Genomic DNA, 25207 nt, shown 5'->3' on the forward strand with positions numbered 1-25207 from the left:
CCCTGCCGGGACCGTCGAGGCGTACCCGGTGCCACACGTGACCCCTATCTCAGCATTGCGGGGCGGGCGGTATTGGCAGAATCGATCCGTGGAAGCGATCATCCGGCTGGAATCCGAGTGTGCCGCGGCGTGGCCCGCGTTGGTCGACGAGCCGCTCGGCCAGTGGCGCATGCGCGCCGCGGCCGGGTTCACCGGGCGCGCGAACAGCACACTGACCTTGGGTGATCCAGGTGTCGGGATCGCGTCCGCCCTGGACAACGCGGTCGGCTTCGCGCAGCGGCACGGCATCGACCCATGCGCGCACGTGGTGGTGGGTTCGCCGGTTGAGGGCGAGATAGCCGGCCAGGGCTGGGTGGTGAACGAGGCTCACCCAGGTGGGGCCGAGTCATTGGTGATGACCGGACCGTTGACACCCGGCTCGTACGAAGGCGCGGAAATCGCCGACACGCCGCCGTCCACATGGTGGGAACTAGCTGCGGGTTCAGCGCGGCCGACCGTCGCGCAACGGCACGTGCTCAGCTCCATGCCCGGCGTCGGGTACGGAACTCTCGTCAAAGACGGTCAACTCGTCGCGACCGTGCGGGGTGCGGTCGTTGGTGACCTGCTGCACATCTCGAGACTGGCGGTCAGGCCGTCACATCGGCGTCTCGGACTCGGCTTAGGGATGCTCAAGACGCTGTACGCGTGGGCGTACGAACGCGGCGCACGGCGTCAGGCGTTGCAGGTGGCGGAACACAACACGCCAGCGATCCGCTTGTACGAGGGTCTCGGCTGTGTTGAACACCACCGCTACCGCTACTGGATCCCCTCCTGAGCGAGCCACTTCGTGCCTGCCTTGGCGACCCGTTTGAGGGCTGACCGCTCACCGAGGTAGTCGCCGGCCATCCCGACGACGGGCAGCATCCCCAGGATCTTGTGGTAGAACCGGCCCTGCGGGCGTTTCTCCAGCTCTCCGGTGATGGAGAAGAGAATCCGGGCCTGCCGCCACAGCCACTTGGCGCCCGCCTTGATGCTGTACTTCCTGCCCTTCGCCGGTTCCTCGGCGGGCAGGTCGTCGCCGGGCGCCAGATCTTCCACAGTCTGCTCGTCCGCGGCCGCATCGCCCTTGCCACGCGCGACGTCCGGATCGATGGCCCGTTCGAACAGAACCGCGCCCAGCAGCCGGACCTTCGTGCCGATGTCGTCCACACCGCGCTCGGATGCGATGGCGCACAACAACAATCCCTGGCTGGCCGAGCCGAGCATGTCCTGCAGCGGCAACCGGTCACCCAACGCGCCGGCCAGGCCCGTGAACGAGGCCAGCAACGAGGTGAACCGGCCGACGCGGCTGACCCACCAGTCGACCCGCTCGTCGACCGGAAGCAACGCCCAGCCCCGCATGCCAGGCCGTTTGATGTTCGCGACGGCCGACTTCAGCTTGTCCAGCACGTTGCGGTCGATCTCCGGATCGTCCTCGACCTCGACCGGCTCGCCGTCCTCCTGCAGGCGCTGCACCATGGGTTCGCACCTGCGCACGAAAACCCGCAGCACGGCGGACACGTGCTCGTCGGTGATCGCCTCGGCCATCAGGGCCTTTTCGCCTGGCGTCCCAGGACACCGCCCAGCGCCACGGCCCCAGGCAACGCCCCACAGGCCAGCAGCAGCAACGCCCGCCAGTCACCGACCAGGACGATGTCGCCACCGGGACCCGGCAGCGCGGAAACCAGGACGCACAGCAGCCAGATCCACAGCGGTGAACCGGCGATGGCCAGCCGGGGCGAGATGTTCCCGGCCCGGGAGACCAGGGCGGGCAACGTCAGCGCCGCGACCACAGCTGTGATGGGCAGCGGGAAACCGCGCCACAGCATCGGCAGGAGGTAACCGTCGAACCGCAGCGGCAGATAGAGCAGTTCGATCGCCGCGAGGGCGGCACTGAGCAGCAGCAGACCGGCCAGCCGCAGCCCGTCCCGGCCGCTCATCCCAGGCCGCCGAACAAGTCGTCGGCGATGCCGTCCGGCACGCCACTGGCCAGGATGTAGTACTCGGAGTCCACAATGGGCTGTGCGATGCCGTTGGACAACGCGTAACACGACCAGCCGGAGTCGTTCTGCCAGACCGTGACCTGGGTCTGGTGTGCCCGCAGGGCACGGAGTTTCGCGTCCAGGTGGTCGGCGACCTGCACAACTGTGCTGATCTGCTCGTCCGGCGTGACCGGCAGCTCGCCTGGTTCCGGTAGCCGGTAAGGCAGATCCCGCACAGCCGAGAGCTCGGCGACACCGGCTTCGGTGGCGCGCTTGGATGTCACCACATGGAAGACCCGGCGTACGTCCGAGGACTGTGCACATGCGACAGTCGTGATCTCGTGCGCGCGGATGTGGTCCGGGTGGCCGTAACCGCCGTCCGGGCCGTACGTGACCACGACGTCAGGCCGGACTTCCTTGATGATCTCCAGCAGCGCGGACGCCTGCTCGGTGAAGTCGCCCTGGATGAACGCCCGCGGTTTGGCGTTGGACGCCACGCCGACCATGCCGGAGTCCCGCCAGCGCCCGATCCCGCCCAGGTACCGGTGGTCCACCACGCCCAACGCGGCGCACGCGGACCGCAACTCGCCGTTGCGGTACCCGCCGAGCTGGTCGGACTCGTCAGCGGCGAGCAGGGCGAGGCCATCCGGGATGACCTCGCCCTCCTCGCCCAGCGTGCAGGTCACCAAGGTGACGTGGGCGCCGTTGGCCGCGTACCGGGCGATGGTGCCGCCCGTCCAGAGACTCTCGTCGTCCGGATGGGCGTGCACCAGCAACAACCTCGGCGGAGCAGTCAGTATCACGATCCAAGCCTAGGCAACGGGCCCGGGGTCACAGCACCTGGCGTTCCTCAGCGAAGTGGCAAGCTGATGCCAGGCCACCGGAACCGTGCGGCACCAACGGCGGCTCCTCCGACGCGCAGATGTCCTGCGCCTTCCAGCAACGCGTCCGGAACCGGCAGCCCGAAGGCGGGTTCACCGGGCTGGGCACGTCACCGGTCAGCACGATCCGCTGCCGTTCCCGCTCCTGGCGCGGGTCGGGCACGGGCACCGCGGACAACAGCGCCTGGGTGTACGGGTGCGTCGGACGGTTGTAGATGTCCTCCCGCGGCCCGATCTCGACGATCTTGCCCAGGTACATCACCGCGACCCGGTGCGAGATGTGCCGGACCACCGACAGGTCGTGCGCCACGAACAGGTATGCCAGGTTGAGGCGTTCCTGCAGCTCCTCCAGCAGGTTGACCACACCCGCCTGCACCGACACGTCCAACGCCGACACCGGCTCGTCCAGCACGACCATCCGCGGGTTCAACGCCAGCGCACGGGCGATGCCGATGCGCTGCCGCTGGCCACCGGAGAACTCGTGGCCGTACCGGTTGCGGTGCTCCGGGTTGAGGCCGACCAGTTCGAGCAGTTCGTCCACCCGCTGCTGCCGCTCGGTCGCGGAGCCCTCGAAACCGTGGATGTTGAACGGTTCCGAGACGATGTCGTTGATCTGCCACCGCGGGTTCAGCGACGCGTACGGGTCCTGGAACACGATCTGCATGTCCCGCCGCACACCACGCATGTCGCGGCTGCCCAGCTTGGTCAGCTCCCGGCCGTCGAACTTCACCGAACCGGACGTCGGCTTGTGCAACTGCAGGACGGCACGGCCGGTGGTGGACTTGCCACATCCGGACTCGCCGACCAGACCGAGCGTCTCGCCGGGTGACAGCGAGAAGCTCACGCCGGACACCGCGTGCACCTGTCCGATCGTGCGCGGGATGACGCCACCACCGCGTACGGGGAACGTCTTGACCAGATCGGTGACCTCGAGCAGCGGCGCGGTCGGGGTGGCGCTCGCTGTTTGCTGCACCTCGGTGCTCATGAACCCTCCTCCGAGCGCTGCTCGTCGAGCCGCTTCTCCACTTCGGCGACGTCCTCGACCTGCACGAGGTCGGGCAGCTCCTCCACCAGTGCGGCCGGATTCTCCACCACACCGATCTCCTCGGTGGCGAAGAGCTTGCGCGGATCCTCCACACCGGCAAGGTGTTCCCAGCGGATGCAGCGGGCGCTATGTCCACTGTGTCCGGTCGGCGCCAACGGCGGCTCAGCCGTGTAGCACTCGTCGGTGACCAGCGGGCAACGCGGCGAGAACGAACACCCCGTGGGCAGGTTCATCAACGACGGCGGTGCGCCCTTGATCGGCGTGAGCCGCCGGCCCAGCAGCGTCGGGTTCGGGATCGAGCCGAGCAGACCGACCGTGTACGGCATCCGCGGGGTCTCGAAGACCTCGTCCACGCCACCGGTCTCGACGATCGTGCCGCCGTACATCACCTGCACGCGGTCGACCATGCCGGCCACCACGCCCAGGTCGTGCGTGATCATCATGATCGCCGCGTTGGCCTCGTCCCGGATGGACAGCAGCGTCTCCAGGATCTGCGCCTGCACGGTCACGTCCAGCGCCGTGGTCGGCTCGTCGGCGATGATCAGTTCCGGGTCGTTGATGATCGACATGGCGATCACCGCACGCTGGCGCATACCGCCGGAGAACTCGTGCGGATACTGCTTGGCCCGCCGGTCGGGCTGCGGAATGCCCACCAGGGCAAGGGTTTCCACGGCCTTGGACCAGGCCGCCGCCTTGGACACGTCGTGGTGGGCCCGGTAGGCCTCCTGCAGCTGGTACCCGACGGTGTACACCGGGTTCAGCGAGGTCATCGGGTCCTGGAAGATCATCGAGATCCGGTTGCCGCGGTATTTGCGCAGCTGCTTGTAGGTCAGGCCGACCAGTTGCTCACCCTGGAACTTGATCGAGCCGGTGACCTTCGCGGTCTTGGGCAGCAGGCCCATGATCGCCATCGAGGACACCGACTTGCCCGACCCGGACTCGCCGACGATGCCGAGGACCTCCCGCTGTCCCAACGAGAACGACACGTTGCGCACGGCGTGCACGGCACCGTCCTCGGTGCCGAAGTCCACCGACAGATCGTCCACTTCGAGCAGCATGTCGGTCGTGGGGTCCTGGCGCGTGGTGCCTTTCAGCGCGGTGTCACCGAAATCCGTGAAGTCACTCATGCCCGCACCCGCTTCTGCCGTGGATCGAACGCGTCCCGCAACCCGTCACCGACGAAGTTCACCGACAACGAGATCAGCACGATGAAGAGGAACGGGAAGTAGAACAGCCAGGGATGCACGAGCAACTCGTTCTGGTTCTCACTGATCAGCAGGCCCAGTGAGGTGTCCGGATATTTCACGCCCAGCTGCACGAACGACAGCGCGGACTCGATCAGCACCGCCTGGGCGACCGCGATGGTGGCGTTGACGATCACCACGTCCATCGTGTTCGGCAGGATGTGGCGGAAGATCACCCGGCCGGGGCCGCCGCCGAGCGCCTTGGCCGCCTCGACGAACTCCTTCTCCCGCAACGAGAGCACCATGCCACGAACGGTCCGTGCGACGGTCATCCAGTTGGTCAGGCCGATGATGATGGCAACCTGCAGCCAGTTGCTCGACCCGCCGCCCTTGGCGATCTCCTCGGTGGAGAACGTGCTGCGCGAGAGCACAGCGGCGATCAGGAACGCCGGGACGATCAGCACCAGGTCGGTCAGCCGGGACAGCAGGCTGTCCACCCAGCCCCGGTAGTAGCCGGCGAGCGCGCCCAGGATCACGCCGAGCGCGGTGTTGATCGCGGCGGCCACCAGTGCGATCTGCATGGAGAAGCCGGTACCGCGGATGACCTTGGCGAACAGGTCGTCGCCGATCTGGCCGGTGCCGAACGGGTGGTCGCCGTTGGGCGCCTGGTAGCGGCCGAGGTTCAGGTCGCCCGCCTCGTACTTCCAGACCATGTCGCCGACGATGGCGAACAGGATCAGCAGCACGAAGATGATCAGACCGGCGATCGCGGCCTTGTGCCGGAAGAACCTGCGGGTGATCACCTGCCACTGCTTGCGCGGCTTGGCGATGTCGATTCCCGCGGCGGCGGCCTGCTCCGCCGTGGTCACTGTGGTGGTTTGGTCAGCCAAGACGGATCCTCGGGTCCAGGCGGGCGTACAGGATGTCCGCGATCAGGTTGGATACCACGACGCCGACCGCGGTCACCATGACCACGCCGAGCACCATATACGGCTCTTTCTCGTAGATGCTGCGGATCAGCAGCTTGCCCATGCCCGACCAGTTGAACACCGTCTCGGTGATCACCGCCCCGCCGACGAGCTGGCCGAAGTTGACCGCGAACACCGTGAGGACCGGGATCAGGCCGTTGCGGAACGCGTGCCGGAAGATCACCCGGCCACTGGACAGGCCCTTGGCCTGCGCGGTGCGCACGTAGTCCTGGCCGAGCACGTCCAGCATGGACGCCCGCTGGAACCGGCTGTAGAGCGCGAACTGGATGGCCAGCAACGAGATCGTCGGCAGCAGGAAGGTGCCGATGTACTGGGTGATCTGATGGCCGAAGCTGCCCGTGAAGCCGCCCGGTGGCGGCCCGGCTGTGGTGATCCATCTGTCCATGCCGATGGACTCGAGGAAGTCGTTGAACGGGATCGCCGCGCTCTTGAGCATCAGGCCGATACAGAAGACCGGCATGGAGAACAGGATGAACGCGACGCCGGTAGCCGAGTAGTCGAAGATCGAGTACTGGCGGACCGCACCGATCACCCCCACCGCCATGCCGATCAACAGCGCGAGCAGCTCCGCGCCGATCACCAGCCGCAGGGTGGTCCACAGGCTGTGCATCACCTCGTCCTGGACGTCCTTGGCCCCGCTGCCCGGAATGACCGTTGTACCCCAGTCACCGGTGACGAACCCGCCGACCCAGTTGGCGTAACGCTCAAGGAAGGGGTCGTTGTAACCCGTGCGCTCGTAGGCGAGCGCGATCTCCTCGGGGCTCCTCGGTTTCTGCAGTTTCCACTCATCGAGTGGATCACCCATGCCCTGGACCAGGGCGAAAACGAGGAACGAACCGACGAGCAGCAGCGGGATCGTGATCAGGATCCGCCGCACTATGTATCGGAACACTTGCTCTCCTAGAAGCCGGCTCCCAGCGGTGGCCAGAGTAGCCAGAGTATGAACGCGAGTGGGGGCCGGTGCTCGTGGCACCGGCCCCCTCCCAAGTGGACCTTAACGGTCACTTAGTCGAGCTTTACTTTCTCAGCGCTTGACCCACGCGTACATGTTGTAGGTCGGGCCACCTTCGAAGTTCAGGTAGGTCAGGTCGCCCACCTTGCCGTCGGAGCCCATGACGCCGATGCTCGCGTCCTGCGCGGAGAAGTCCGGCAGCTGGAACAGCGGGATGGAGGCCATGTCGGCGGCCATCAGCTTGTCGACCTCGTTGAGCTGCTTGGTGCGAGCGGCGAAGTCCAGGTTGCTGTTGGCCTCGCCCCAGATCCGGTCGACCTCGGCGTTGGAGTAGTTGTTGTAGTTGGCGTTGCCGCCCTTTTCCTTCGTCTGGTAGTTCTGGTAGGCGCTGGACTTGGTCAGGCCACCCACCCAGGCGAAGAGAGCCGCGTCGAACGCGCTGGCCGGCAGCTGGTCGGCGTTGAAGCCGTCGGACTGCGCGGCGTCGATCTGGATACCGGCTTCCTTGCACTTCTGCGCGACCAGCTGGTGGGTCTTGGCGCGACGGTCGAGCGTCTTGAAGCCGAGGGCGAACTGGGCACGCGTGCCGCCCTTGGTGTAGATGCCGTCGGAGCCGAGCGTCCAGCCCTTCTCCTCGAGCATCTTCTTGGCCGACGCCACGTCACCCTTGCCGATGTCGCTGTAGTGGTCCTCGTAGCCCGCCTCGTTCGGCATGAAGACGAAGTTGCCCAGCGGCTTGGCGTTCGGGTCGATGTCCTTGACCAGGTTGTCGATGATCGACTGCCGGTCGATGCAGGTCGCGACCGCCTTGCGGATCTCAGGGTTGTCCTTGAACAGCGGCTTGGCCATGTTGAAGTCGATGTGCTCGTAGGTCTGGCCACCCTGGGCGACGGTCTTGACCGTCGGGATGTTCTTGAGCTGGATCGCCGTCGGGCCGTCCGCCTGGACGTCGATGACCTGGACTTCCTTGTTCTGCAGCTGCTGCGACGCGGACTGGGCGTTGGTGTTCGTGCGCACGGTCACCTTGGACGGACCGGCCTTCGGGCCCCAGTACTTCTCGTTGCGCACCAGAACGGTGACGTCACGCAGGTCGGTGCTCTCGACCTTGAAGGGGCCGCCGGAGATGCCCAGCTCCTTCTTCCAGCCCAGCCAGCCCTCGGTGTAGAACTTCACGACCGGGTCGGCCAGCAGCTCCGGGCTCTCCCGGGTCAGCTTGGTGATGTCGGGCACATTCGCGTTCTTCTCCAGGATGTGCGCCGGCAGCAGGCCGTCGTTGTTGGTGAAGGAGAACAGGCCACGGTAGTCGGCGACCGGCTTGGAGAAGGTCAGCGTCGCGGTCTTGAGGTCATCGGAGCACTTGAGCTCCTTGATGTCCTCGTAACCCGCGGTCGACGAGTCGAACTTGGCGCCGGTGTTCTTGCCGCGCACCAGGAACTGCAGGTACATGTCCTTGCAGCCGATCGGTGCGCCGTCCTGCCAGACAGCGGCCTTCTGGAACTTGTACTCGACCACCTGCGGGCTGGTCGAGGTGACCTTGACCGACTCCATCAGGTCGCCGTCGATCATCTGCAGGAACTTGCCGTCCTTGACCACGCCGATGTACGGCGACGGCAGGGTCGCGACCGACACCAGCAGGTTCGACGCGTTGTTGGTCGCGCCGATCAGGTTGTTGGTGTCGTGGAAGTTCTCCTCCGTGACAGTGGTGACCTCACCCATGTCCGGAACCTGCGGCCGCTTGTAGACCTGGTCCTCGCCGCCGATCTCACCCGGCTTCTGGTCCTGCTGCTGGTTGGCCCCGCTGCCACCTGAGCCGTCAGTACCGGAGCTGCACGCTCCCAGCACCATGCTCGCGGCGGCGAACAGCGCAATCGCGGAGACTGCCTTTGATCTCCTCATTGACACGTGCCCTCCTAGCACAAGGTTGCCTCTGGAAGCCGATCTCCGCTTCAGAGCACCCATGACTCTAAGGCGCGCCCGACTGCCGTGGGGCGGCGCTGCCGTGGAACGCTAGGAAGCCAATTGCCGTCGGTCACTGTTACGAGGGCGATCGTGACCAAAGGGTGACACGTTGATAGCAGTCGGCAACTCGTTCGTTACCGGCCGGTACAATTCCGGAGTCGAATGGGCACACAGCGTGCCTTTCGAGTCAATTTGGATTTCTGCGCCAAGTCACCGCCGAAGCGAACGGCGCGTTCAATGGCGCGGTCAGCTCGCCGGTGGCCAACTCCGAACGGGCGGCGACCGAATCGGCCAACTGGAAGAGCGGCACTGCGACCGATTGACGCCAGAGCCTCGGCTCGAGGTTGGCGATAGCGTCCGAAAGCGACATCGAGCCGGTCAGCGCGGCATCGATTACCGGCTGCATGCTCGGATCGCAAAAACCAGCGATGTTGCCGGGCGGCACCACACTGGAGTCATTTGATCGCGCCGGGCAACCATACATCGACGCCAGCACAGCCGCCGGGTTGTCGCCGACGGGACGCGGCGCGACCAGGATGTTCGGCCCCGCCTCAGCGGCGGTCGCGGGACGCAGCAACTGATCGGCGGTCGGCGTGACCAGCTTGACCTGGACACCCGCGGCGACAAGCTGCTTCTGGACCTCCTTGGCGACGATCACGTACGGCTCCTTGTCGGCCGGAGCACCGATCGTGATCGACAGAGGGCGCCCTTCCTGCGTCCAGACACCCGATGTGAGCGCGTATCCAGCCTGGGTGAGCAGTTGTTGCGCGGCGGCCGGATCATGCGCCTGCGGGCCAGTTGAGGCGTAACCCGCCTGGGAAGGCGCCAGCACCAAGGCGTCCGCGCGGACACTGGGGCCACCGCCCGTGCCCGCTTTGATGATCGCGTCCCGGTCGAGGATGTGGGTGAGAGCCGTCCGGACCCGTTCGTCCTGAAGGTCGGGCCCAGTCTGCCGGAACACAAGGTTCAGCACGGTCGGCCGGGGCGCCGCCTTGACCGTGACCTTGGCCCCCAACGTCTGAAGCATCGCCACACCGGCTTCATCGGTCCGCGCGACCACAAGCTGGTCATGCCCAGTCCGCAACGCGTCGACAAGCCCAGCCTGATCGGCACGCCGCAAAATCACCCGATCGGCTACCGCAGGCTGCTCCCAGTAGCGCTCATTTCGTTCCAGAACGATTTCGCCACGCGGTATATCAAGCTGCTTGATCGAAAAAGGCCCGGCGGTCGCCGGGAACCCGGTTTCCAGAACCTGATCCCACCCACCGGGAGCATCTTTCAACAGGTGGGCGGGCAGCAGTGCGGAGAAAAGCGAACGCCATCCCGGATACGGTGCGGCGAAGGTGACCGTGACGACCTTGCCGCCCTCCTCGGCCTTGATGTCCGAGATCAACCTGTAACCCGCCGAATCAACACCGCCAGGCTCATCGCGCATGTGTTCTCGTAGGTAAAGAAAATCCTCCGCGGCAATTGGCGCCCCATCAGACCAGGCGGCGTCCCCGCGCAGTCGATAAGTAACGGTATACGGCTCAGTCCTGGTAACTTCCGCCGAAACCATGAGGGTCCGGTCCATCTGAGGGCTACCGTCAGGCGCGGTCCGGAACACCGAAGGAAGCAACATGGTCGACAGAGCCGTCGTGATCGTCGACTGATCCCCCAGCGCATGCGGGTTGTACCCACCCGCGATGCTGTCGACCCCAACCACAATCTCCCCCGGCTTAGCCGCAGGAGCCGTCGACGGCCGCGCCGGCACAGTCCCCACAACAGGAGGCGGCGGCGTATTCGAGCACCCAGCAAGCACCCCCACCACAGCAAGAACAACCACAGCCAAGCGCACGGCTCGACACCCCCTTGCCCCGGATGGTGCCACTCTCCAAGAACCCACGCACCCGAGTTTCCCAGAACCCCATCACCCCATGGGCCAGAAGCCACATCTCCCGCCCCAGAACCCCAAGCGGGCGATAGCAAGTGTCCTCATCCTCGGCCGGCCCCGGGCGGGGCAGGGACGCGGATTCGGGCGCGCGAAAGGGCCACCTGCGAACAGGTGGCCCTTGGACTGCTTCGCTCAGCTCTGGGTCTTGGCGCGGGAGCGGGCTCGGGCGCGCTGGGTGGAGTCGAGGATCAGTTTGCGGACGCGGATGACCTGGGGGGCGACCTCCACGCATTCGTCGCTCGCGCAGAACTCCAGTGCCTCTTCCAGGCCGAGCTTGCGGGGCCGGGCGAGACGCTCGAGCTCGTCACCGGTCGACGAGCGCATGTTGGTGAGCTTCTTCTCGCGGGCGACGTTGACGTCCAGGTCCTCCGCGCGGGGGTTCTCGCCGACGACCATGCCTTCGTAGGCGTCCTGGCCGGGTTCGACGAAGAATGTGCCGCGGTCGGCGAGCTGGATCATGGCGTAGGCGGTGATGGGGCCGGTGCGGTCGGCGACCAGGGAGCCGCTGTGGCGGGTGCGCAGTTCGCCCACCCACGGGAAGTAGCCGTGGAACACGTGGTTGGCGATGCCGGTGCCGCGAGTCTCGGTCAGGAACTCGGTGCGGAAGCCGATCAGGCCACGGGCCGGCACGACGTACTCAAGGCGGATTCGGCCGGTGCCGTGGCCGCCCATGTGTTCCATCTTGCCTTTGCGGCCGGCCAGCAGCTGGGTGATCGCGCCGAGGTGCTCTTCGGGGGCGTCGATCGTCAGGTGCTCGAACGGCTCACAGAGTTTGCCGTCGATGGTGCGGGTGACCACCTGCGGCTTGCCGACGGTCAGTTCGAAGCCTTCGCGGCGCATGGTCTCCACGAGGATCGCCAGCGCGAGCTCGCCACGGCCCTGGACTTCCCAGGTGTCGGGACGCTCGGTCGGCAGCACCTTCACGCTCACGTTGCCCACCAGTTCCGCGTCGAGGCGGGCCTTGAGGACGCGGGCGGTCAGCTTGGTGCCGCCGTTGCGGCCGGCCAGCGGGGAGGTGTTGACGCCGATGGTCATGGCGATCGCGGGCTCGTCGACGGTGATCCGCGGCAGCGCCTGCGGGTCGTCGGGGTCGGCCAGGGTGTCGCCGATGGTGATGTCCGGGATTCCGGAGATCGCCACGAGGTCACCCGCGGAGGCCTGCTCGGCGGGCACTCGGTCGAGCGCCTCGGTGATCAGCAGCTCGGCGATGCGGACGTTGGAGACGGAGCCGTCCGCGCGGAGCCACGCGACGGTCTGGCCCTTGCGCAGGCGTCCGGCGTGGATCCGGCAGAGCGCGATACGGCCGAGGAAGCTGGAGGCGTCCAGGTTGGTCACCAGGGCCTGCAGCGGCGCGTCGGGGTCGCCGGTCGGCGACGGGATGTGCTGGAGCAGCACGTCGAACAGCGGGTCGAGGTTCTCGCTGTCGGGCAGCTCGCCGTCGGCGGGCGCGGTGAGCGAGGCACGGCCGGCACGGGCGGAGGCGTAGACGACCGGCAGGTCCAGGACGGCGTCGAGGTCTTCCAGTTCGAGGTCGCCGGCCAGGTCCAGCAGCAGGTCGTGGGATTCCTCCACGACCTCGGCGATCCGGGCGTCGGGGCGGTCCACTTTGTTCACGACCAGCACCACGGGCAGGCCTGCGGCCAGCGCCTTACGCAGCACGAAGCGGGTCTGCGGCAGTGGGCCTTCGCTGGCGTCGACCAGCAGCAGGACGCCGTCCACCATGGCCAGTCCACGCTCGACCTCGCCGCCGAAGTCCGCGTGCCCAGGCGTGTCGACGACGTTGATCGTCACGGCCCCGTCCGGGGTCTGCCGGTGCACCGCGGTGTTCTTGGCCAGGATCGTGATGCCCTTCTCCCGCTCGAGTTCGCCGGAGTCCATCACGCGGTCGACGAGCTCGGCACGGGCCGCGAAGGCACCGGACTGCCGCAGCATGGCGTCGACGAGGGTGGTCTTGCCGTGGTCGACGTGCGCCACGATTGCAACGTTTCGCAGGTCCGTCCTGGTCCTGCTGGCGGTGGCTGATGCGGGCACGCGGGAACTCCTGTACTCGATAGCGGGGAGGAGGGCCCGGTCGCCTCAGTGCGCGGAGAGCCCAGCACAAAGGGTACCCTGACACCTTGTGTGACCAGCCGCACAGGACGATCAAGCAAGGTTAACCTAGCCTTACCTGAAAGTCGTCGTCGAGCTTGGAGCGCGCGTTGGGCAAGAAACACAAAGGCCTGACCCCGGCCGAGCAGGTCAAGAAACTCATGAAGGCCGGCAAGGTCAAGAAGAAGTGCTGCAAGTCGTCCGACCGGTGCAAGAAGTGCCCGGTCCTGGCTCTGCGCAAGATCAAGGCCAAGGCCGCGTAGCCCGGCCCGACCTCACAGAACGCGCGTCATACTTCCCGGTCAATCAACGGGAAAGTAAAATAATATTCAAATCCGCATTCCGGCCCGGACCGCCGTCGGGTCGATCCGGGCAGTTCGGCTCCCCTCGAATCTTTTTCAGCCGGCCAGAGCCTCATTCACCCTGGCCAGTTCCGGGGCGGTGCGGGTGGCCTGGAACTCGATCACCTCGTGCCGGACCATCCGGGCCACCGCGAGCGGATCGGTGGCCAGCAAGGCTTCCAGCTTGGCCAGCGGCATGGGCCGGGTGATGATCACCCGTCCGTCCTGCACCGTCTGACGGCCCGAACACAAAAAGTATCCGGCGTCATAGTGCTTGGTCAGCCACGCGATATGATCGGGCAGCAAATAGTCGATCTCTTCAGTCGGCGCCTTGTAGGCCAGCCTCACTATAAACATGGCATTTACGGTACGCCCGGGTTAGCGGACTGGGAATCGAAACAGTGCCGCATATACGCGTTCTTAATGCCCTGCGGGCCTGATAGCCTGAAGGGGTGTACAGCACCTGTCAGATGTGGTGGGCCGCCAGAGGCGGCCGACCTGCTGTGCGCTGAACTTCAGCCAAGGGCCGCCCGACCGGGCGGCCCTTTCGCTTGTCTGGGCCCTCCGGCGGCGGCCGACCGCACCGAGGAGGAGACATGACCAGACTGTCCGCGGCCACCCCGTCCGGGCACGCCCACCTGGGCAACTACCTGGGCGCGATCCGGCGCTGGGCACGAGAGGGCACCGACGAGGACCTGTACTTCGTGAGCGACATGCACGGCATGACCACGTCGTACAACCCGCAGCGGCTCAGATCACTCAGCCGGGAGATGCTGGCCACCCTGATCGGGTCCTCGATCTCCCCCGATCGGGTGTTCGTACAGTCCGACATCACGGCCCAACTGGCGTCCCTGACCTGGATCCTGGAGTGCACCTGCACGTTCGGCGAAGTGGCCAGGATGATCCAGTTCAAGGAGAAGTCGGCGGGCGCCAAGACGGTACGGCTGGGCCTGCTGACGTATCCGGTGCTGATGGCGGCCGACATCCTGCTGCCGGGCGCGGACGAGGTGCCGGTGGGCGAGGACCAGATGCAGCACGTGGAACTGGCCCGGACCCTGGCGCGCCGGTTCAACACCACCTACGGAGAGGCCTTCGTGGTGCCGAAGGCGGTCACGCCGAAGGTCGCGGCCCGGATTCGTGACCTGGCGAACCCGGATCGCAAGATGGCCAAGTCCACACGCGACGAGGCCGGGGTGGTGTTCCTCCTGGACGACCCGGACATGATCCGGCGCAAGTTCCAGCGAGCCGTGACCGACGGGCTCGACCAGGTCGAGTACCGGCCCGACGAGCAGCCCGGGGTGGCCAACCTGCTGGAGATCCTGGGCGCGTGCACCGACCAGTCACCGCGGGTGGCGGCCGAGAGCATCACGACGTACCGCGAACTGAAGGAAACCGTCGCCGATGCCGTGGTCGAAGAGTTGCGCGAGGTTCGTAAACGCACGCAGGACCTGCTGGCGGACCCGGCTGAGCTGGACCGGATCCGGGCCACCGGGGCGGAACGTGCCCGGCAGCGCGGCGAACACCGCCTGGAAGCCGTGACCCGCCTCGCCGGCATCGGTTGAAAGAGGGTGCCCCCAATGCCACATTGGGGACATCCGATGCCACCAATGTGGCATTGGGGGCACACAGATTCAGCTCTTGAGGAGGGTGCGGAACACGGGGAGCAGGAGGCGGTCGGCGGGTAGCCAGTCGACATCGGTGAGGTCGCCCGCGCTCAACCAGCGCAAAGCCTTGTGTTCCACGGCAACGGGTTCGCCGTCGGTCGAAGCGCGGTAGATACGCAGCAGCTTGCCGCTGGGCAGAATCACGTCCGGCCCCACGGCCTCCCCGGGAACGACCGTGATCCCCAGTTCCTCGGCACATTCCCGGCGCACGGCCTCCTGATCGCTCTCCCCCGGCTCGACCCGGCCACCTGGCAGCTCCCACAACCCGGCCACCTCGGCTGGAAAAGCGCGCTGCTGAGCCAAAAGCCGCCTGTCACGGACGATCGCGGTCCCGACGACGACCCGGGCACCGGTCAACGCCTCCGCTCGCGCCTTCGCGCCCTCGGTAACGGCCTCAAGCAGCGACAACATCGGGCGGCGCACAGTGAAACCGTCCAGGACAGCGTTCCGGGACACCCAGTCCAGCTCGCACGTCAGCAACGTTCCCGCGCCCGTCACCGCGCACTGACCGGTCAGCCGCGCCGAGGAGAACGGTCCTTCCCGCAGCACGGCCGTCATTCCGGATTCGTGCACGTCGACGACCTCGGACCGGCTCGACGCCAGTTCGATCACGGCTGCCGAGACGAGCCGGGCGGGCGCGTCGACCAGCGCCGTCGTTCGCAAGATGGGCACCCCGACAGCATGCACCGAAACCTGACATTGTCCTGACAGCGGGGTTCAGCGCCCTGCAGAAGTGGTAGGAGTGGGTTATGCACGTTGAAGGAGATCGGGACGTTTGCGTCGGCGCCGGCATGTGCGTGCTGACCGCACCGGAAGTGTTCGACCAGGACGACGAGGGCATCGTCACGGTGCTCGCCGCCGAACCGCCCGCGGACGAGGAAGCCGCGGTCAAGCAGGCGGCGACGTTGTGCCCGTCCGGCGCCGTCCGGCTGTCGTCATAGCGACTTCCACCGCACCTGGAACCGCGCGCCCCCGTCCGGCGACTCGTTGACCAGGACCGTCCCACCACGACGCCGGACGATCTCGGCGACCAGGGCGAGGCCGAGGCCGGATCCACCGGTCTGTCTCGCCCGGTCGTCCTGCACGCGATAGAACCGGTCGAACACCTTCTCGCGGTGTTCCGGTGCCACACCAGGCCCGTCGTCGTCCACGACGAGCCGCACGGAGTTGCCCGCAGGCAGCACGCCGACCATCACCTGCGCCCGCGCGTAGAGGACAGCGTTGCGCAACAGGTTGTCCAGCACCAGATCCACTTCGGCGGGCGCGGCAGACACCCACGCCGAACCGGTTGGCGCCTGCAGTGTCATTCTCGGTGTGTCCACTGTGCACCGGCTGATCGCGGCCTGCGCCGCGGCGACCAGGTCGACCGGTTCGGCGCGCGGGATCTCCCCCGCGTCCGCACGGGCCAGCGTGAGCAGGCCGTCCACCAAAGTGGACAGTCGCTCGGACTCGTGCACGATGTCGGCGAGGACTTCCTGCGACAGCTCGGGATCCGGGTTGGCGACGGCCACCTCGGCCTGCACGCGGATGGACGCGACCGGTGAGCGCAGTTCGTGTGCGGCGTCGCCGGTGAATCTGCGGAGCCGTTCGGTCGCTTCGTCGCGCCGGTCGAGCAGGCCGTTCAACGCGCCTGCCAGTGAACGCAATTCGTCGTCGGCCTCCGGCAACGGCAGACGTTGCCCGGCAGGCAGTCTTGTCGCCGCCAGCCGCATCCGTTCGACCGGGCGCAAGGACGACCGGACGGAGAACCACGTCGCCACGCCGGTCGCCGCCGCGCCCAAGGCGGCCGCGAGCAGCAGCCAGTTCAAGCCATGTCGTTGTGCCTGTTGATATCCGGTCAGGCCGGTCCCGGCCACCACGAGCCGCTGCGCGCCGTCCGGGGCCGTGACCACCGTGCCTACCCAGCGGATCGGCGGGTCGTCCGGGAAACGCAGGATCGGCTCCCCCGCCTTCAGTTCGCTGACATCGCGGTCGTTGAGATCCGGTTTGGGCTTGCCGTCCACTGGTTCACCGGCCGTGTCAAGGACTCGGACCTGCACGTACGGCGTGTCAGGCTGCGGCGTAAGGCCAGCTGAGACGTCCACGAGCGCGGCCTGCAGGATCGGCTGCAGTTCCTTGTCGGCCGACGTGATCAGCAGCGAGCCGATCCGCCCGCCGGTGTACCAGGCCGTGAGCAGCAGAATGACCAGCGTTGCCGCGGTCGCCATCATCATGATCCGGAACCGCACCGATCGCCGGAGCCAGGCTGATCTCAGGTTCACGTGCCCATGACCGCGTCGATCTCACCGGTGGACGCCAGATAGCCGTGGCCACGGACAGTGCGCACGATGGACCCCGCGCCGACGGCGTCGAGCTTGCGACGTAGATACCCGACATACACCTCGACAGCATTGCGCGTGGCCGCCTGTTCGTCGCCCCAGACCGCCCGCAGAAGTTCGTCCTTCGTGACCACGGACCCGGCGCGGCTGGCCAGCACGTCGAGCACCGCGAACTCACGCGGGCTCAGCGACACCGGCTCGCCGGACATGCTGACCTGCCGAGCGGCACGATCGACGATGAGCTCCCCCAGCTTGAGCCGGTGCCCGCCGCCTTCGGTCGCACCACGCCGCAGCAACGCCTTGACCTGGGCGACCAGCACCACGAACGAGAACGGTTTGACCAGGTAGCCGTCGGCGCCGAGGTCCAGCCCGTCGGCCTGGTCGATCTCACCGTCCTTGGCCGAGACCAGCAGCACGGGGGTACGTACCCCCTCGGCCCTGAGCTGCTGTAACACCCGATAACCGGACAAACCCGGCAGCATGATGTCGAGCAGGATGGCGTCGAACGAGCCCGTCCGCGCGACCTGCAGCGCGCTGGGGCCGTCCCCGGCCACCACGATATCCATGCCCTCCGCGGTCAGGCCGCGCTGCAGTGCCCGGCGTACGCCCGGCTCGTCGTCCACAACCAGAACCCGAGGTCTCACGGACCACAGCATGCCCGTACTTGGTCAAGACGGCCGTCATTTCTGAGCTTTCTCTCAGCCTCTCAGCCTCATCTCAGGTGCTTGGCGGCAACCTCTGTGGTGCGGGAACATCAACGACGTGGATCGGGGAGAAACGGATGAACACCAAGAGGACGGCACTGGCCGTCGCGGGGGCCGGGGTGCTCGCAGGGGTGATCGGCCTCGGTGTGCTGGCCATGCCGGCCGGCGCGGACGAGCCGCCACCCGTACTGCCCCAGATCAGCGCTGACCAGCTGGTCGAGTCGGTGGCGACCGCGAAGGTGCCTGCCCTGGCCGGCAAGGTCACCGCCAGCGAGAACCTCGGGCTGCCGATGAAGCTGCTGCCGGAAGGCACCGGCTCGGCCTCGGTGTGGTCGGACGGCCAGAACCGCTACCGCGCCACGTTGCCCAGCCGCACTTCGGAGAAGACGTTCGTCGAGGACGGCGGCACGCTCTGGAGCTGGGACTCGCAGTCCAACACCGTGAGCAAGTTCGTGCACGGTGACGCGGTGACCAAGGAGAAGCTGGCCGGCAGCGACCCGGCGACGCTGGGCAAGGACCTGCTCAACCTGGTCCGCCAGTACAGCGACGTCAAGGTCGACGGCACCGCACGCGTGGCCACCCGCCCCGCGTACGAGCTGGTCGTGACGCCGAAGCCGACCGAGCGCACGTTGCTGCGGGAGATCCGGGTCGCGGTCGACTCCGAGACCAGGCTGCCGCTGCGGCTGCAGGTGCTGGCCAACGGCCAGTCCGAGCCCGCGGTCAAGGTCGAGTTCACCGAGCTGACGGTCGGCCCGCAGAACGCCGACCTGTTCAAGTTCACGCCGCCGCAGGGCGCGACCGTGAAAGAGCGGAAAGAAGGCGACAGCTCCGACAAGGGGGCCCGCGGCGACGCCGACATGCGCAAAGGCATGGGCAACCTCCTGAGCAACCTGAAGCTGCAGACCATCGGCGAAGGCTGGGACACCGTGCTGGGCGCGAAGCTGCCGGGTGACCTCAACGGCATGCTGGGCCAGATGCAGGGCAACGGCCGCGGCAAGGGCTTCGACGCCAACGCGCTGCTGAAGTCCTTCGCCAAGGAGGTCTCGGGCTCGTGGGGCAGCGGGTACGTTTTCAGCACCAAGGTGGGCACCGCGCTGGTGACCACTGACGGCCGGGTGGCGGTCGGCGCCGTCCCGGAGCAGGTGCTCACCGAGGCCATCGGGCAGGTGAAGTGACGTTCGCTGAAACATCAGGGGTGGGCACGGCCGAGGCCGTGCCCACCCCCGTGTTGGCCGCAAAAACCCGCGGCCTGCGCAAGCTGTACCGCAACACGGTCGCGGTCGACCATGTCGATCTGGACGTTCCCGAAGGCGCCGTGCTCGGGATGCTCGGGCCCAACGGCTCGGGCAAGACGACCACGATCCGGCTGCTGCTCGGCCTGACCACCCCGACCTCCGGGGAGATCGAACTGTTCGGCGCCCGCCTGCCAGAGGCAGCCGCGGCGGTGTTGCCGCAGGTCGGCGCGCTGGTCGAAGGTCCGGGTTTCCACCCTTTCCTGTCCGGTCGCGACAACCTGCTGCGATGCGCCGCCGCTGAGCCGCTGCTTGCGTCGAAGGCGATTCCTGGCGCGGTGGACGAAGCCCTGGAACGAGTCGGGCTGGCCGACGCGGCGAACCGGCGGTATCGCGGTTACTCGCTCGGTATGAAGCAGCGGATGGGTTTGGCGGCGGCTTTGCTCGTGCCACGGCGTTTCGTGGTGCTGGATGAGCCGACGAACGGTCTCGACCCGGCTGGGACCCGTGAGGTCCGTGCCGTGATCGCGGACCTGCACGCCGCCGGGACGACTGTGCTCGTCTCGTCGCATCTTCTGTCCGAAGTGGAGGCCACGTGTACGCATGTGGCCGTGCTGCATCAGGGAACCGTGGTCGCGCAGGGCGAGTTGAAGGACCTGCTCGAAGCCAGCAACGCCGGGCTGCTGGTGTCCACACCCGAGGTCACGGCCGCCGTGGACGCGTTGCGGGACAACCGGATTCCTGCTCGTGCCGTGCCTGACGGGTTGCTGGTGGATCTGTCCGCGTCGACCGCGCCCGAAGTCGTGGCGACGTTGGTGCGGGCCGATGTGCCGGTCTACGAGGTGCGCAGGCAGCGGACCGGTTTGGAAGACCTCTTCGCCCAGCTCACGGAGACGACATGACCGCCTTCACGGTGTCCAGGGCGCCGCTGGGCAGGCTGCTGCGTTCGGAGCTGCGCTGGATCTTCCGCAGGCCACGGACGTTGATCCTGCTCGGTCTGCTGGCGCTGTACCCGATTCTGTTCGGCATCGGCACTCAGGTGATCGACGCGCCGGTCCGGGCGAACGGCAACCAGTCGATCGTCGCGGCCGTCGCCGGCAACGGGCTCATGCTGCCGGTGATCGTGTTGTCCACGACCATGCTGTTCTTCCTGCCGTTGGGCACAACGATGACAGCGTCGGACGCGCTGGCCGGCGAGGCGTCGCATGGCACGCTGCGTGGGCTGTTGCTCTCGCCGGTGAGCCGGGTGAGGCTGCTTGCGGTCAAGGCTTTCGGTGTCGCGGTCGTGTCGATGGCGGCGACGGTGATGACCGCGGTGATCGCGTTCGTGACGGGATTGATCATCGCCGGTCCGGGCAGCCTGGTCACGATCTCCGGCACGACATTGCCGGTCGGCGAGGCGTTGTGGCGGGTTGTCATCGCGACTTTGTGGGTGACAGTCCAGATGTGGGCCATCGGCGCGATCGCGCTGGCGGTGTCCGCGGCGACCGAGCACCCGTTGCTCGTGATGGCCTCGGTGATCGGCGGGCTGTTCGTGTTCGGCCTGCTCAGCTCGATCCCGGTGCTGGACTGGCTGCACCCGTTCCTGATCACCCAGAGCTGGGACTCCATTGTGGACGTCCTGCGTGACCCGATGCCGTGGGACGGTCTGATAACGGGCCTGCTCAGAGCGGTGTGCTACATCGTGATCGGGTACTCACTCGCGCTGGCCCGGATGGTCACCAAGGACGGCTAGCCCGTCCGGGTCCAGTCTGAGGCGCACGCTCTGGCCGGGTTCGGGGGCGTTGGTGATGCTCGCGACGGCGTCCACTTCCCGGTGCTCGATCTTCACCAGCAGGCGCACGTGGTCACGGCGGTGCACCCGGCCGCTGACCTCGCCCTGCAGGTCACCGTCCGGATCGGCGACCAGGGCGTGCGGACGCAGACCGATCCTGGCCGGCCCGTCCGGCGCCCAGGCCACCTCGACCTCGCCGAGATCGAAGGCCACGACGTGGTCACGGATCTCGGCGTCGAGGATCAGGCCGCAGCCCAGGAAGGTCGCGGTGGGTTCGTCGACCGGGTGCCGCCAGACCTGCTCAGCCGTACCCGTCTGGACGATCTTTCCTTTGCGCATCAAGGCAACCCGGTCGGCGAGCGTGAAGGCCTCGTCGTGGTCGTGCGTGACCACGAGCGCCGCTGTGCCTGCTTTTCTCAGCAGCCGGGCGAGATCCAGCGCGAGTTGTTCTCTGAGCGCTCGGTCGAGCGCGGACAACGGCTCGTCAAGCAGCAACAATTCGGGTCTGGGCGCCAGCGCACGGGCCAGAGCGACGCGTTGCTGCTCGCCGCCGGACAGTTCGGTCACGCGCCTGCGCTGGTATCCGCTCAGGCCAACGAGATCCAGCAGTTCGTCGACGCGCGGGCCGGTGTCCTTGATCTTGTGCATCCGCAGGCCGAACTTGATGTTCCCGGCGACATCGCGGTGCGGGAACAGCTGGCCGTCCTGGAACACCAGGCCGATGTCCCGCTTGTGCACCGGAACCTTCGTCAGGTCGACGTCGCCGCGGTGAATGGAGCCGCGCGCCTCGGGTTCCAGGCCCGCGACCGACCTGAGCAGCGTCGACTTGCCGCAGCCCGACGGCCCCAGCAACGCGACGACCTCGCCTCGGCCGATGTCCAGATCGACATCGTCGACGGCCTTGAGGTCCCCGAACTGGACTGTCAGGTTCCTGATCCGCATCAGAACTCCTCCACGGTGGTCCGGAAGCGTTCGATCAGGATCGCGACCGCGATCGTGACCACCATCAGCAGTGTGCAGGCGGCATAGGCCATCTCGTTGTTCAGTTCGCCCGGCCTGGAGATGAGCCGCCCGATCGCGATCGGCAGCGTGGGCGCGTCCGGCCTGGCCAGGAAGCTTGTCGCGCCGAACTCCCCCAGCGCCACCACGTATCCGAACGCGGCCGCGGTCACGAGCGACCGCCCGGCCAGCGGCACGTCCACTTCCAGCCATACCCGCAACGGGCTCGCGCCAAGCGTGCCCGCCGCCTGCCTGAGCCGGTTGTCGATGGATCTCAGTACCGGCAACAGAATCCGGATGATCAGCGGCGTGACCACGATCGCCTGTGCGAGCGGCACAAGCAACGGCGACGTCCGCAGGTCGCCCGGAAGCGCGTCGAGGGTGATCAGGTAACCGAAGCCGACCGTCACCGCCGAAACGCCCAGCGGCAGCATCATCGCCACGTCGACCAGTTCAGCCGTACGCCCCAGCCGCATCAAGGCGACCGACGACAACACGCCCAGGATCAAAGCCAGAACAGTCGCGTCCGTGGCCGTGCTCAGCGAGTTCATCGCGGCCCGGAACCCGGTCACCTCAAGGCTGTTGTCATGCCCGGTACTTGCCAGCGCCCGGAATCCTTCCAGGCTGGAGTTGCCGATCAGGCTGATGATCGGCGTGAGCAGCAACGCGATCACGCCGTACGCGATGCCGACGACGACCCACTCGCCGCCGACCGGCCGACGCGCGGTCTCCTGACGGCCACGGAGTTTCAGCGCGGCCTGCCGTCGTTTCCGCGCGACGGCACCGACCGCCAGCGCAGCGACCACCGCGGCGAGCTGGATGATCGACAACGCCGCCGCGCCCGGCAGATCGAACAGCTGGACAGTGCGCAGGTATATCTCGGTCTCGAGTGTCCGGTATTCCGATCCGCCGAGAATCAGGACGACGCCGAAGCTGGTGGAGCAGAACAGGAACACCACTGCCGCTGCCGAACCGATCGCCGGAGTCAGGGCAGGCAACACGACTGCCGTGAACGCCTTGAACCGTGTCGCGCCAAGGGCCCGCGCCGCGTCCTCGGCTCTGCGGTCCGTGTTGGCCCACAATCCGCCGACCGTCCGCGCCACCACAGCCACGTTGAAGAACGCGTTCGCCAGGATGATCGACAGAACGCCGCCATCCGGCATCAACGTCCGGAACGCCAGTCCCACAACAACAGTGGGCAGCACGAACGGCACCAGCACGATCGCCTGGACCAGGCCCCGGCCGGGCAGTTTCACCCGGGCGAGCAGGAACGCCAACGGCATCCCGGCCAGCAGAGCGACCATAGTGGACGCTGCGGCCTGGCCGATAGTGAACCCGACCAGGCTCCAGGTGTCCGCGCTCGCCAGGGTTTCCAGCATCTGCGCGCGGACGCCCAGGCCGATGATCGAGACGACCGGCCAAGCGAAGAACAGGGTGAGAAATCCCAGTGGCACAAGGGCCAGCGCGATGACTCCTACCCTTGGACGAGCGAGCGCCACTGGTTGACCCAGTTCTCCCGGTTCTTGGTCACCGCATCGGCGGACAGCGTCTCCGCGCTCGACGGCAACGGCGCGGCCTTCTGCCACGCCTCAGGCAACGCCACACCCTCGCGCGCCGGGTAGACGTACATCTGGTCGGCGACCTCGGCCTGGAACGGCTGGGAGAGCAGGAAATCCAGGACCTTCCTGGCCTCGTCGGGATGTTTGGCGCCGGCCAGCACACCCGCGTACTCCACCTGCCGGTAGCAGGTGTCCAGCAACGCCTTGGTGTCCGGGGACGCGGCCGGGCTGGACGCGTAGGAGACCACGATCGGCCTGGTTCCCTTGCCCGCGCCGGAGAACTCCTGGTTGTAGGCCTCTTCCCAGCCGCTGACCACCTTGACGCCGTTGGCCTTCAGCTTCCTCCAGTAGTCCTGCCAGCCGTTCTCGCCGAAGTGCTTGATCGTGCCGAACAGGAACGCCAGGCCGGGCGAGGACGTGGCCGGGCTCTCCACCACGAACATGTCCTTGTACTTCAGGTCGGCCAGGTCCTCGAACGTCTTGGGCTCCGGTACGCCCTTCAGGCCTGCTGTGTGGACGTTCACACAGACGTCGCCGACGTCGATCGCGGTCAGCTTGTTGCTGTCGTCGGCTTTGTAGCGCTGCGGTCCTTTCGAGGCCTCCGGGCTCTCGTAAGGCTGGAAAACGCCCTCGCTCAGCGCCCTGGACGCGAACGTGGAGTCCACACCGAACGCGATGTCCCCGATCGGATTGGCCTTGGTGAGCACAAGCTGGTTCGTCAGCGCGCCCGCGTCACCGGACTTACGCAGCTCAACGGTGATGCCGCTGGTCTTCTGGAACTCCTCGAGCAACTCCTTGCGGACATTGAACGAGTCGTGCGTCACAAGCGTCACGCTCTTGGGCCCGCTCGGCTGCTGCTCAGTCGCAAGCGAACACCCGGCCGTGACCAGCACGAGCGCGGCGGCTGCTACCCGTTTCACCTTCGTCCTCCCGTCCCTGCGCCGGCATTACCCGGATCAGGTTCATACGGTCGAGGGCTGGATCGCCCTCCTCTCAGCCCGGCGCACCGGACTCCCGTGGCAGAACCGTGAGCATAGATGCACCATGGACAGATGGCCGAACTGCTGACCTCCGACGAGCTGACATCGGCGCTGAGCCACCTGCCCGCCTGGCGCCAGGACGACAACACCATCGTGCGCACTGTGGAGCTCGCGAGCTTCCCGCAGGCGATCCAGGTGGTCAACCGGGTGGCCGAGATCGCCGAGAACGACGACCACCACCCGGACATCGACATCCGCTGGCGAACCCTGACCTTCGTACTGAGCACCCACTCCGCAGGCGGGCTCACCGCCAAGGACACCGCACTGGCCACCGAAATCGACTCGGTGATCGAGGCACTCGACACCTGACCGTAATGCCCGGTTTCGCCGGGACAATTCCCCAGAATTACCGTCAGACCCCCTGAGTAACGTGGTTGAACAGGGGAGGCATCAATGTCGGTTTTTGACGCCCGGCACCCGCCTGACTTTGCGAAGATCAAGTGCCACGTTACGCCGTTACGTCCACGAGATTGCGGCGAGCCGGGTAATGCCCAATGCTCCCAGATGGTCTCCCGGTACCCTCACGACGGCCATGATCAATGGTT

The 25207-nt window shown here is 66.9% G+C and carries 25 protein-coding genes and 1 riboswitch; of the genes, 8 read left to right on the forward strand and 17 right to left on the reverse strand.

What is annotated here, in order from left to right; translation table 11 throughout:
* The first annotated feature begins 88 nt into the window (after positions 1–88).
* Entirely contained in the window at positions 89–814 is a 726-nt protein-coding gene (locus JOF56_RS05750; RefSeq protein ID WP_209635234.1) for a GNAT family N-acetyltransferase, read from the forward strand.
* Here JOF56_RS05750 and JOF56_RS05755 read toward each other — a convergent pair.
* From JOF56_RS05755 to typA, 10 genes are all read right to left on the reverse strand, one after another.
* Entirely contained in the window at positions 796–1566 is a 771-nt protein-coding gene (locus JOF56_RS05755; RefSeq protein WP_209635236.1) for a hypothetical protein, read from the reverse strand. The two genes, JOF56_RS05750 and JOF56_RS05755, sit on opposite strands and share 19 nt — an antisense overlap.
* Complete coding sequence (locus JOF56_RS05760; RefSeq protein ID WP_209635237.1) at positions 1566–1958, reverse strand: hypothetical protein; 393 nt, start codon at positions 1956–1958, stop codon at positions 1566–1568. The genes JOF56_RS05755 and JOF56_RS05760 overlap by 1 nt, the downstream gene beginning before the upstream one ends.
* Positions 1955–2803 carry an N-acetyl-1-D-myo-inositol-2-amino-2-deoxy-alpha-D-glucopyranoside deacetylase gene (gene mshB / locus JOF56_RS05765; RefSeq protein ID WP_209635239.1) on the reverse strand — a complete coding sequence of 283 codons (849 nt, stop codon included), beginning with the start codon at positions 2801–2803 and terminating at the stop codon, positions 1955–1957. Before mshB ends, JOF56_RS05760 begins: the two co-directional genes overlap by 4 nt.
* 28 nt (positions 2804–2831) lie before the next feature.
* Positions 2832–3866 (reverse strand): ABC transporter ATP-binding protein, encoded by a 1035-nt coding sequence (locus JOF56_RS05770; protein WP_209635241.1) that lies wholly within the window; start codon positions 3864–3866, stop codon positions 2832–2834.
* Positions 3863–5053 (reverse strand): ABC transporter ATP-binding protein, encoded by a 1191-nt coding sequence (locus JOF56_RS05775; protein WP_209635243.1) that lies wholly within the window; start codon positions 5051–5053, stop codon positions 3863–3865. The genes JOF56_RS05770 and JOF56_RS05775 overlap by 4 nt, the downstream gene beginning before the upstream one ends.
* Positions 5050–6000: an ABC transporter permease gene (locus JOF56_RS05780; RefSeq protein ID WP_245378166.1), complete on the reverse strand. Its 951-nt coding sequence runs from the start codon at positions 5998–6000 to the stop codon at positions 5050–5052. The genes JOF56_RS05775 and JOF56_RS05780 overlap by 4 nt, the downstream gene beginning before the upstream one ends.
* The gene (locus tag JOF56_RS05785; RefSeq protein WP_307854939.1) at positions 5993–6991 is read right to left on the reverse strand and encodes an ABC transporter permease; all 999 of its coding nucleotides are present in this window, start codon (positions 6989–6991) and stop codon (positions 5993–5995) included. The genes JOF56_RS05780 and JOF56_RS05785 overlap by 8 nt, the downstream gene beginning before the upstream one ends.
* 132 nt (positions 6992–7123) lie before the next feature.
* On the reverse strand, positions 7124–8947 hold the full coding sequence (locus JOF56_RS05790) for an ABC transporter family substrate-binding protein (RefSeq protein WP_209635245.1): 1824 nt from the start codon (positions 8945–8947) through the stop codon (positions 7124–7126).
* A gap of 250 nt (positions 8948–9197) precedes the next feature.
* Positions 9198–10763, reverse strand: a complete 1566-nt coding sequence (locus JOF56_RS05795) for an ABC transporter family substrate-binding protein (RefSeq protein WP_307854940.1) — start codon at positions 10761–10763, stop codon at positions 9198–9200.
* 312 nt (positions 10764–11075) lie between these two features.
* Positions 11076–12995, reverse strand: a complete 1920-nt coding sequence (gene typA, locus JOF56_RS05800) for a translational GTPase TypA (protein WP_372448365.1) — start codon at positions 12993–12995, stop codon at positions 11076–11078.
* 146 nt (positions 12996–13141) lie between these two features.
* On the opposite strand from typA, the gene JOF56_RS05805 reads away from it, so the two are divergent.
* Complete coding sequence (locus JOF56_RS05805) at positions 13142–13294, forward strand: hypothetical protein (RefSeq protein WP_209635252.1); 153 nt, start codon at positions 13142–13144, stop codon at positions 13292–13294.
* A gap of 135 nt (positions 13295–13429) precedes the next feature.
* Here JOF56_RS05805 and JOF56_RS05810 read toward each other — a convergent pair whose 3' ends face one another.
* Positions 13430–13729 carry a YciI family protein gene (locus JOF56_RS05810; RefSeq protein WP_209635254.1) on the reverse strand — a complete coding sequence of 100 codons (300 nt, stop codon included), beginning with the start codon at positions 13727–13729 and terminating at the stop codon, positions 13430–13432.
* A 239-nt stretch (positions 13730–13968) separates the two neighbouring features.
* Between JOF56_RS05810 and trpS the strand changes: the two genes are divergently transcribed.
* Positions 13969–14934, forward strand: a complete 966-nt coding sequence (gene trpS, locus JOF56_RS05815) for a tryptophan--tRNA ligase (RefSeq protein ID WP_209635256.1) — start codon at positions 13969–13971, stop codon at positions 14932–14934.
* A 69-nt stretch (positions 14935–15003) separates the two neighbouring features.
* On the opposite strand, the gene JOF56_RS05820 is transcribed toward trpS, so the two are convergent.
* Complete coding sequence (locus JOF56_RS05820; protein WP_209648038.1) at positions 15004–15447, reverse strand: (deoxy)nucleoside triphosphate pyrophosphohydrolase; 444 nt, start codon at positions 15445–15447, stop codon at positions 15004–15006.
* Between the two features lie 338 nt (positions 15448–15785).
* Here JOF56_RS05820 and JOF56_RS05825 point away from each other — a divergent pair, with 338 nt between their 5' ends.
* Complete coding sequence (locus JOF56_RS05825; RefSeq protein ID WP_209635259.1) at positions 15786–15977, forward strand: ferredoxin; 192 nt, start codon at positions 15786–15788, stop codon at positions 15975–15977.
* Here JOF56_RS05825 and JOF56_RS05830 read toward each other — a convergent pair.
* Positions 15972–17249, reverse strand: coding sequence for a sensor histidine kinase (locus tag JOF56_RS05830; protein WP_209648039.1), 1278 nt, complete (start codon positions 17247–17249; stop codon positions 15972–15974). The two genes, JOF56_RS05825 and JOF56_RS05830, sit on opposite strands and share 6 nt — an antisense overlap.
* 44 nt (positions 17250–17293) lie before the next feature.
* Complete coding sequence (locus JOF56_RS05835; RefSeq protein ID WP_209635261.1) at positions 17294–18010, reverse strand: response regulator transcription factor; 717 nt, start codon at positions 18008–18010, stop codon at positions 17294–17296.
* Positions 18011–18135: 125 nt separating this feature from the next.
* On the opposite strand from JOF56_RS05835, the gene JOF56_RS05840 reads away from it, so the two are divergent.
* The 3 genes from JOF56_RS05840 to JOF56_RS05850 are packed head-to-tail and all read left to right on the forward strand — an operon-like array spanning position 18136 to position 21025.
* Positions 18136–19233 (forward strand): LolA family protein, encoded by a 1098-nt coding sequence (locus JOF56_RS05840; protein ID WP_209635263.1) that lies wholly within the window; start codon positions 18136–18138, stop codon positions 19231–19233.
* Positions 19230–20192, forward strand: a complete 963-nt coding sequence (locus JOF56_RS05845; RefSeq protein ID WP_209635265.1) for an ABC transporter ATP-binding protein — start codon at positions 19230–19232, stop codon at positions 20190–20192. Before JOF56_RS05840 ends, JOF56_RS05845 begins: the two co-directional genes overlap by 4 nt.
* Positions 20189–21025, forward strand: coding sequence for an ABC transporter permease (locus tag JOF56_RS05850; RefSeq protein ID WP_209635267.1), 837 nt, complete (start codon positions 20189–20191; stop codon positions 21023–21025). Before JOF56_RS05845 ends, JOF56_RS05850 begins: the two co-directional genes overlap by 4 nt.
* On the opposite strand, the gene JOF56_RS05855 is transcribed toward JOF56_RS05850, so the two are convergent.
* From JOF56_RS05855 to JOF56_RS05865, 3 genes are all read right to left on the reverse strand, one after another.
* Positions 20987–22006 carry an ABC transporter ATP-binding protein gene (locus JOF56_RS05855; RefSeq protein ID WP_209635269.1) on the reverse strand — a complete coding sequence of 340 codons (1020 nt, stop codon included), beginning with the start codon at positions 22004–22006 and terminating at the stop codon, positions 20987–20989. The two genes, JOF56_RS05850 and JOF56_RS05855, sit on opposite strands and share 39 nt — an antisense overlap.
* Positions 22006–23562: an ABC transporter permease gene (locus JOF56_RS05860; protein WP_372447840.1), complete on the reverse strand. Its 1557-nt coding sequence runs from the start codon at positions 23560–23562 to the stop codon at positions 22006–22008. The genes JOF56_RS05855 and JOF56_RS05860 overlap by 1 nt, the downstream gene beginning before the upstream one ends.
* Positions 23538–24542: a thiamine ABC transporter substrate-binding protein gene (locus JOF56_RS05865; RefSeq protein ID WP_209635271.1), complete on the reverse strand. Its 1005-nt coding sequence runs from the start codon at positions 24540–24542 to the stop codon at positions 23538–23540. Before JOF56_RS05865 ends, JOF56_RS05860 begins: the two co-directional genes overlap by 25 nt.
* Positions 24538–24650: riboswitch (TPP riboswitch) on the reverse strand. It overlaps the preceding gene by 5 nt.
* A gap of 24 nt (positions 24651–24674) precedes the next feature.
* Between JOF56_RS05865 and JOF56_RS05870 the strand changes: the two genes are divergently transcribed.
* On the forward strand, positions 24675–24971 hold the full coding sequence (locus JOF56_RS05870) for a 4a-hydroxytetrahydrobiopterin dehydratase (protein ID WP_209635273.1): 297 nt from the start codon (positions 24675–24677) through the stop codon (positions 24969–24971).
* Positions 24972–25207 lie beyond the last annotated feature (236 nt).

The organism is Kibdelosporangium banguiense, assembly GCF_017876405.1.
GTDB classification, from domain to species: Bacteria; Actinomycetota; Actinomycetes; order Mycobacteriales; family Pseudonocardiaceae; genus Kibdelosporangium; species Kibdelosporangium banguiense.

What these genes read in the sequence shown, in the direction of transcription:
- JOF56_RS05755 (WP_209635236.1), bottom strand. Translation starts at nt 1,566, where the DNA reads ATGGCCGAGGCGATCACCGACGAGCACGTGTCCGCCGTGCTGCGGGTT.
- JOF56_RS05760 (WP_209635237.1), bottom strand. Translation starts at nt 1,958, where the DNA reads ATGAGCGGCCGGGACGGGCTGCGGCTGGCCGGTCTGCTGCTGCTCAGT.
- JOF56_RS05770 (WP_209635241.1), bottom strand. Translation starts at nt 3,866, where the DNA reads ATGAGCACCGAGGTGCAGCAAACAGCGAGCGCCACCCCGACCGCGCCG.
- JOF56_RS05775 (WP_209635243.1), bottom strand. Translation starts at nt 5,053, where the DNA reads ATGAGTGACTTCACGGATTTCGGTGACACCGCGCTGAAAGGCACCACG.
- JOF56_RS05790 (WP_209635245.1), bottom strand. Translation starts at nt 8,947, where the DNA reads ATGAGGAGATCAAAGGCAGTCTCCGCGATTGCGCTGTTCGCCGCCGCG.
- JOF56_RS05810 (WP_209635254.1), bottom strand. Translation starts at nt 13,729, where the DNA reads ATGTTTATAGTGAGGCTGGCCTACAAGGCGCCGACTGAAGAGATCGAC.
- trpS (WP_209635256.1), top strand. Translation starts at nt 13,969, where the DNA reads ATGACCAGACTGTCCGCGGCCACCCCGTCCGGGCACGCCCACCTGGGC.
- JOF56_RS05820 (WP_209648038.1), bottom strand. Translation starts at nt 15,447, where the DNA reads ATGTTGTCGCTGCTTGAGGCCGTTACCGAGGGCGCGAAGGCGCGAGCG.
- JOF56_RS05825 (WP_209635259.1), top strand. Translation starts at nt 15,786, where the DNA reads ATGCACGTTGAAGGAGATCGGGACGTTTGCGTCGGCGCCGGCATGTGC.
- JOF56_RS05830 (WP_209648039.1), bottom strand. Translation starts at nt 17,249, where the DNA reads ATGATGATGGCGACCGCGGCAACGCTGGTCATTCTGCTGCTCACGGCC.
- JOF56_RS05835 (WP_209635261.1), bottom strand. Translation starts at nt 18,010, where the DNA reads ATGCTGTGGTCCGTGAGACCTCGGGTTCTGGTTGTGGACGACGAGCCG.
- JOF56_RS05840 (WP_209635263.1), top strand. Translation starts at nt 18,136, where the DNA reads ATGAACACCAAGAGGACGGCACTGGCCGTCGCGGGGGCCGGGGTGCTC.
- JOF56_RS05850 (WP_209635267.1), top strand. Translation starts at nt 20,189, where the DNA reads ATGACCGCCTTCACGGTGTCCAGGGCGCCGCTGGGCAGGCTGCTGCGT.
- JOF56_RS05855 (WP_209635269.1), bottom strand. Translation starts at nt 22,006, where the DNA reads ATGCGGATCAGGAACCTGACAGTCCAGTTCGGGGACCTCAAGGCCGTC.
- JOF56_RS05870 (WP_209635273.1), top strand. Translation starts at nt 24,675, where the DNA reads ATGGCCGAACTGCTGACCTCCGACGAGCTGACATCGGCGCTGAGCCAC.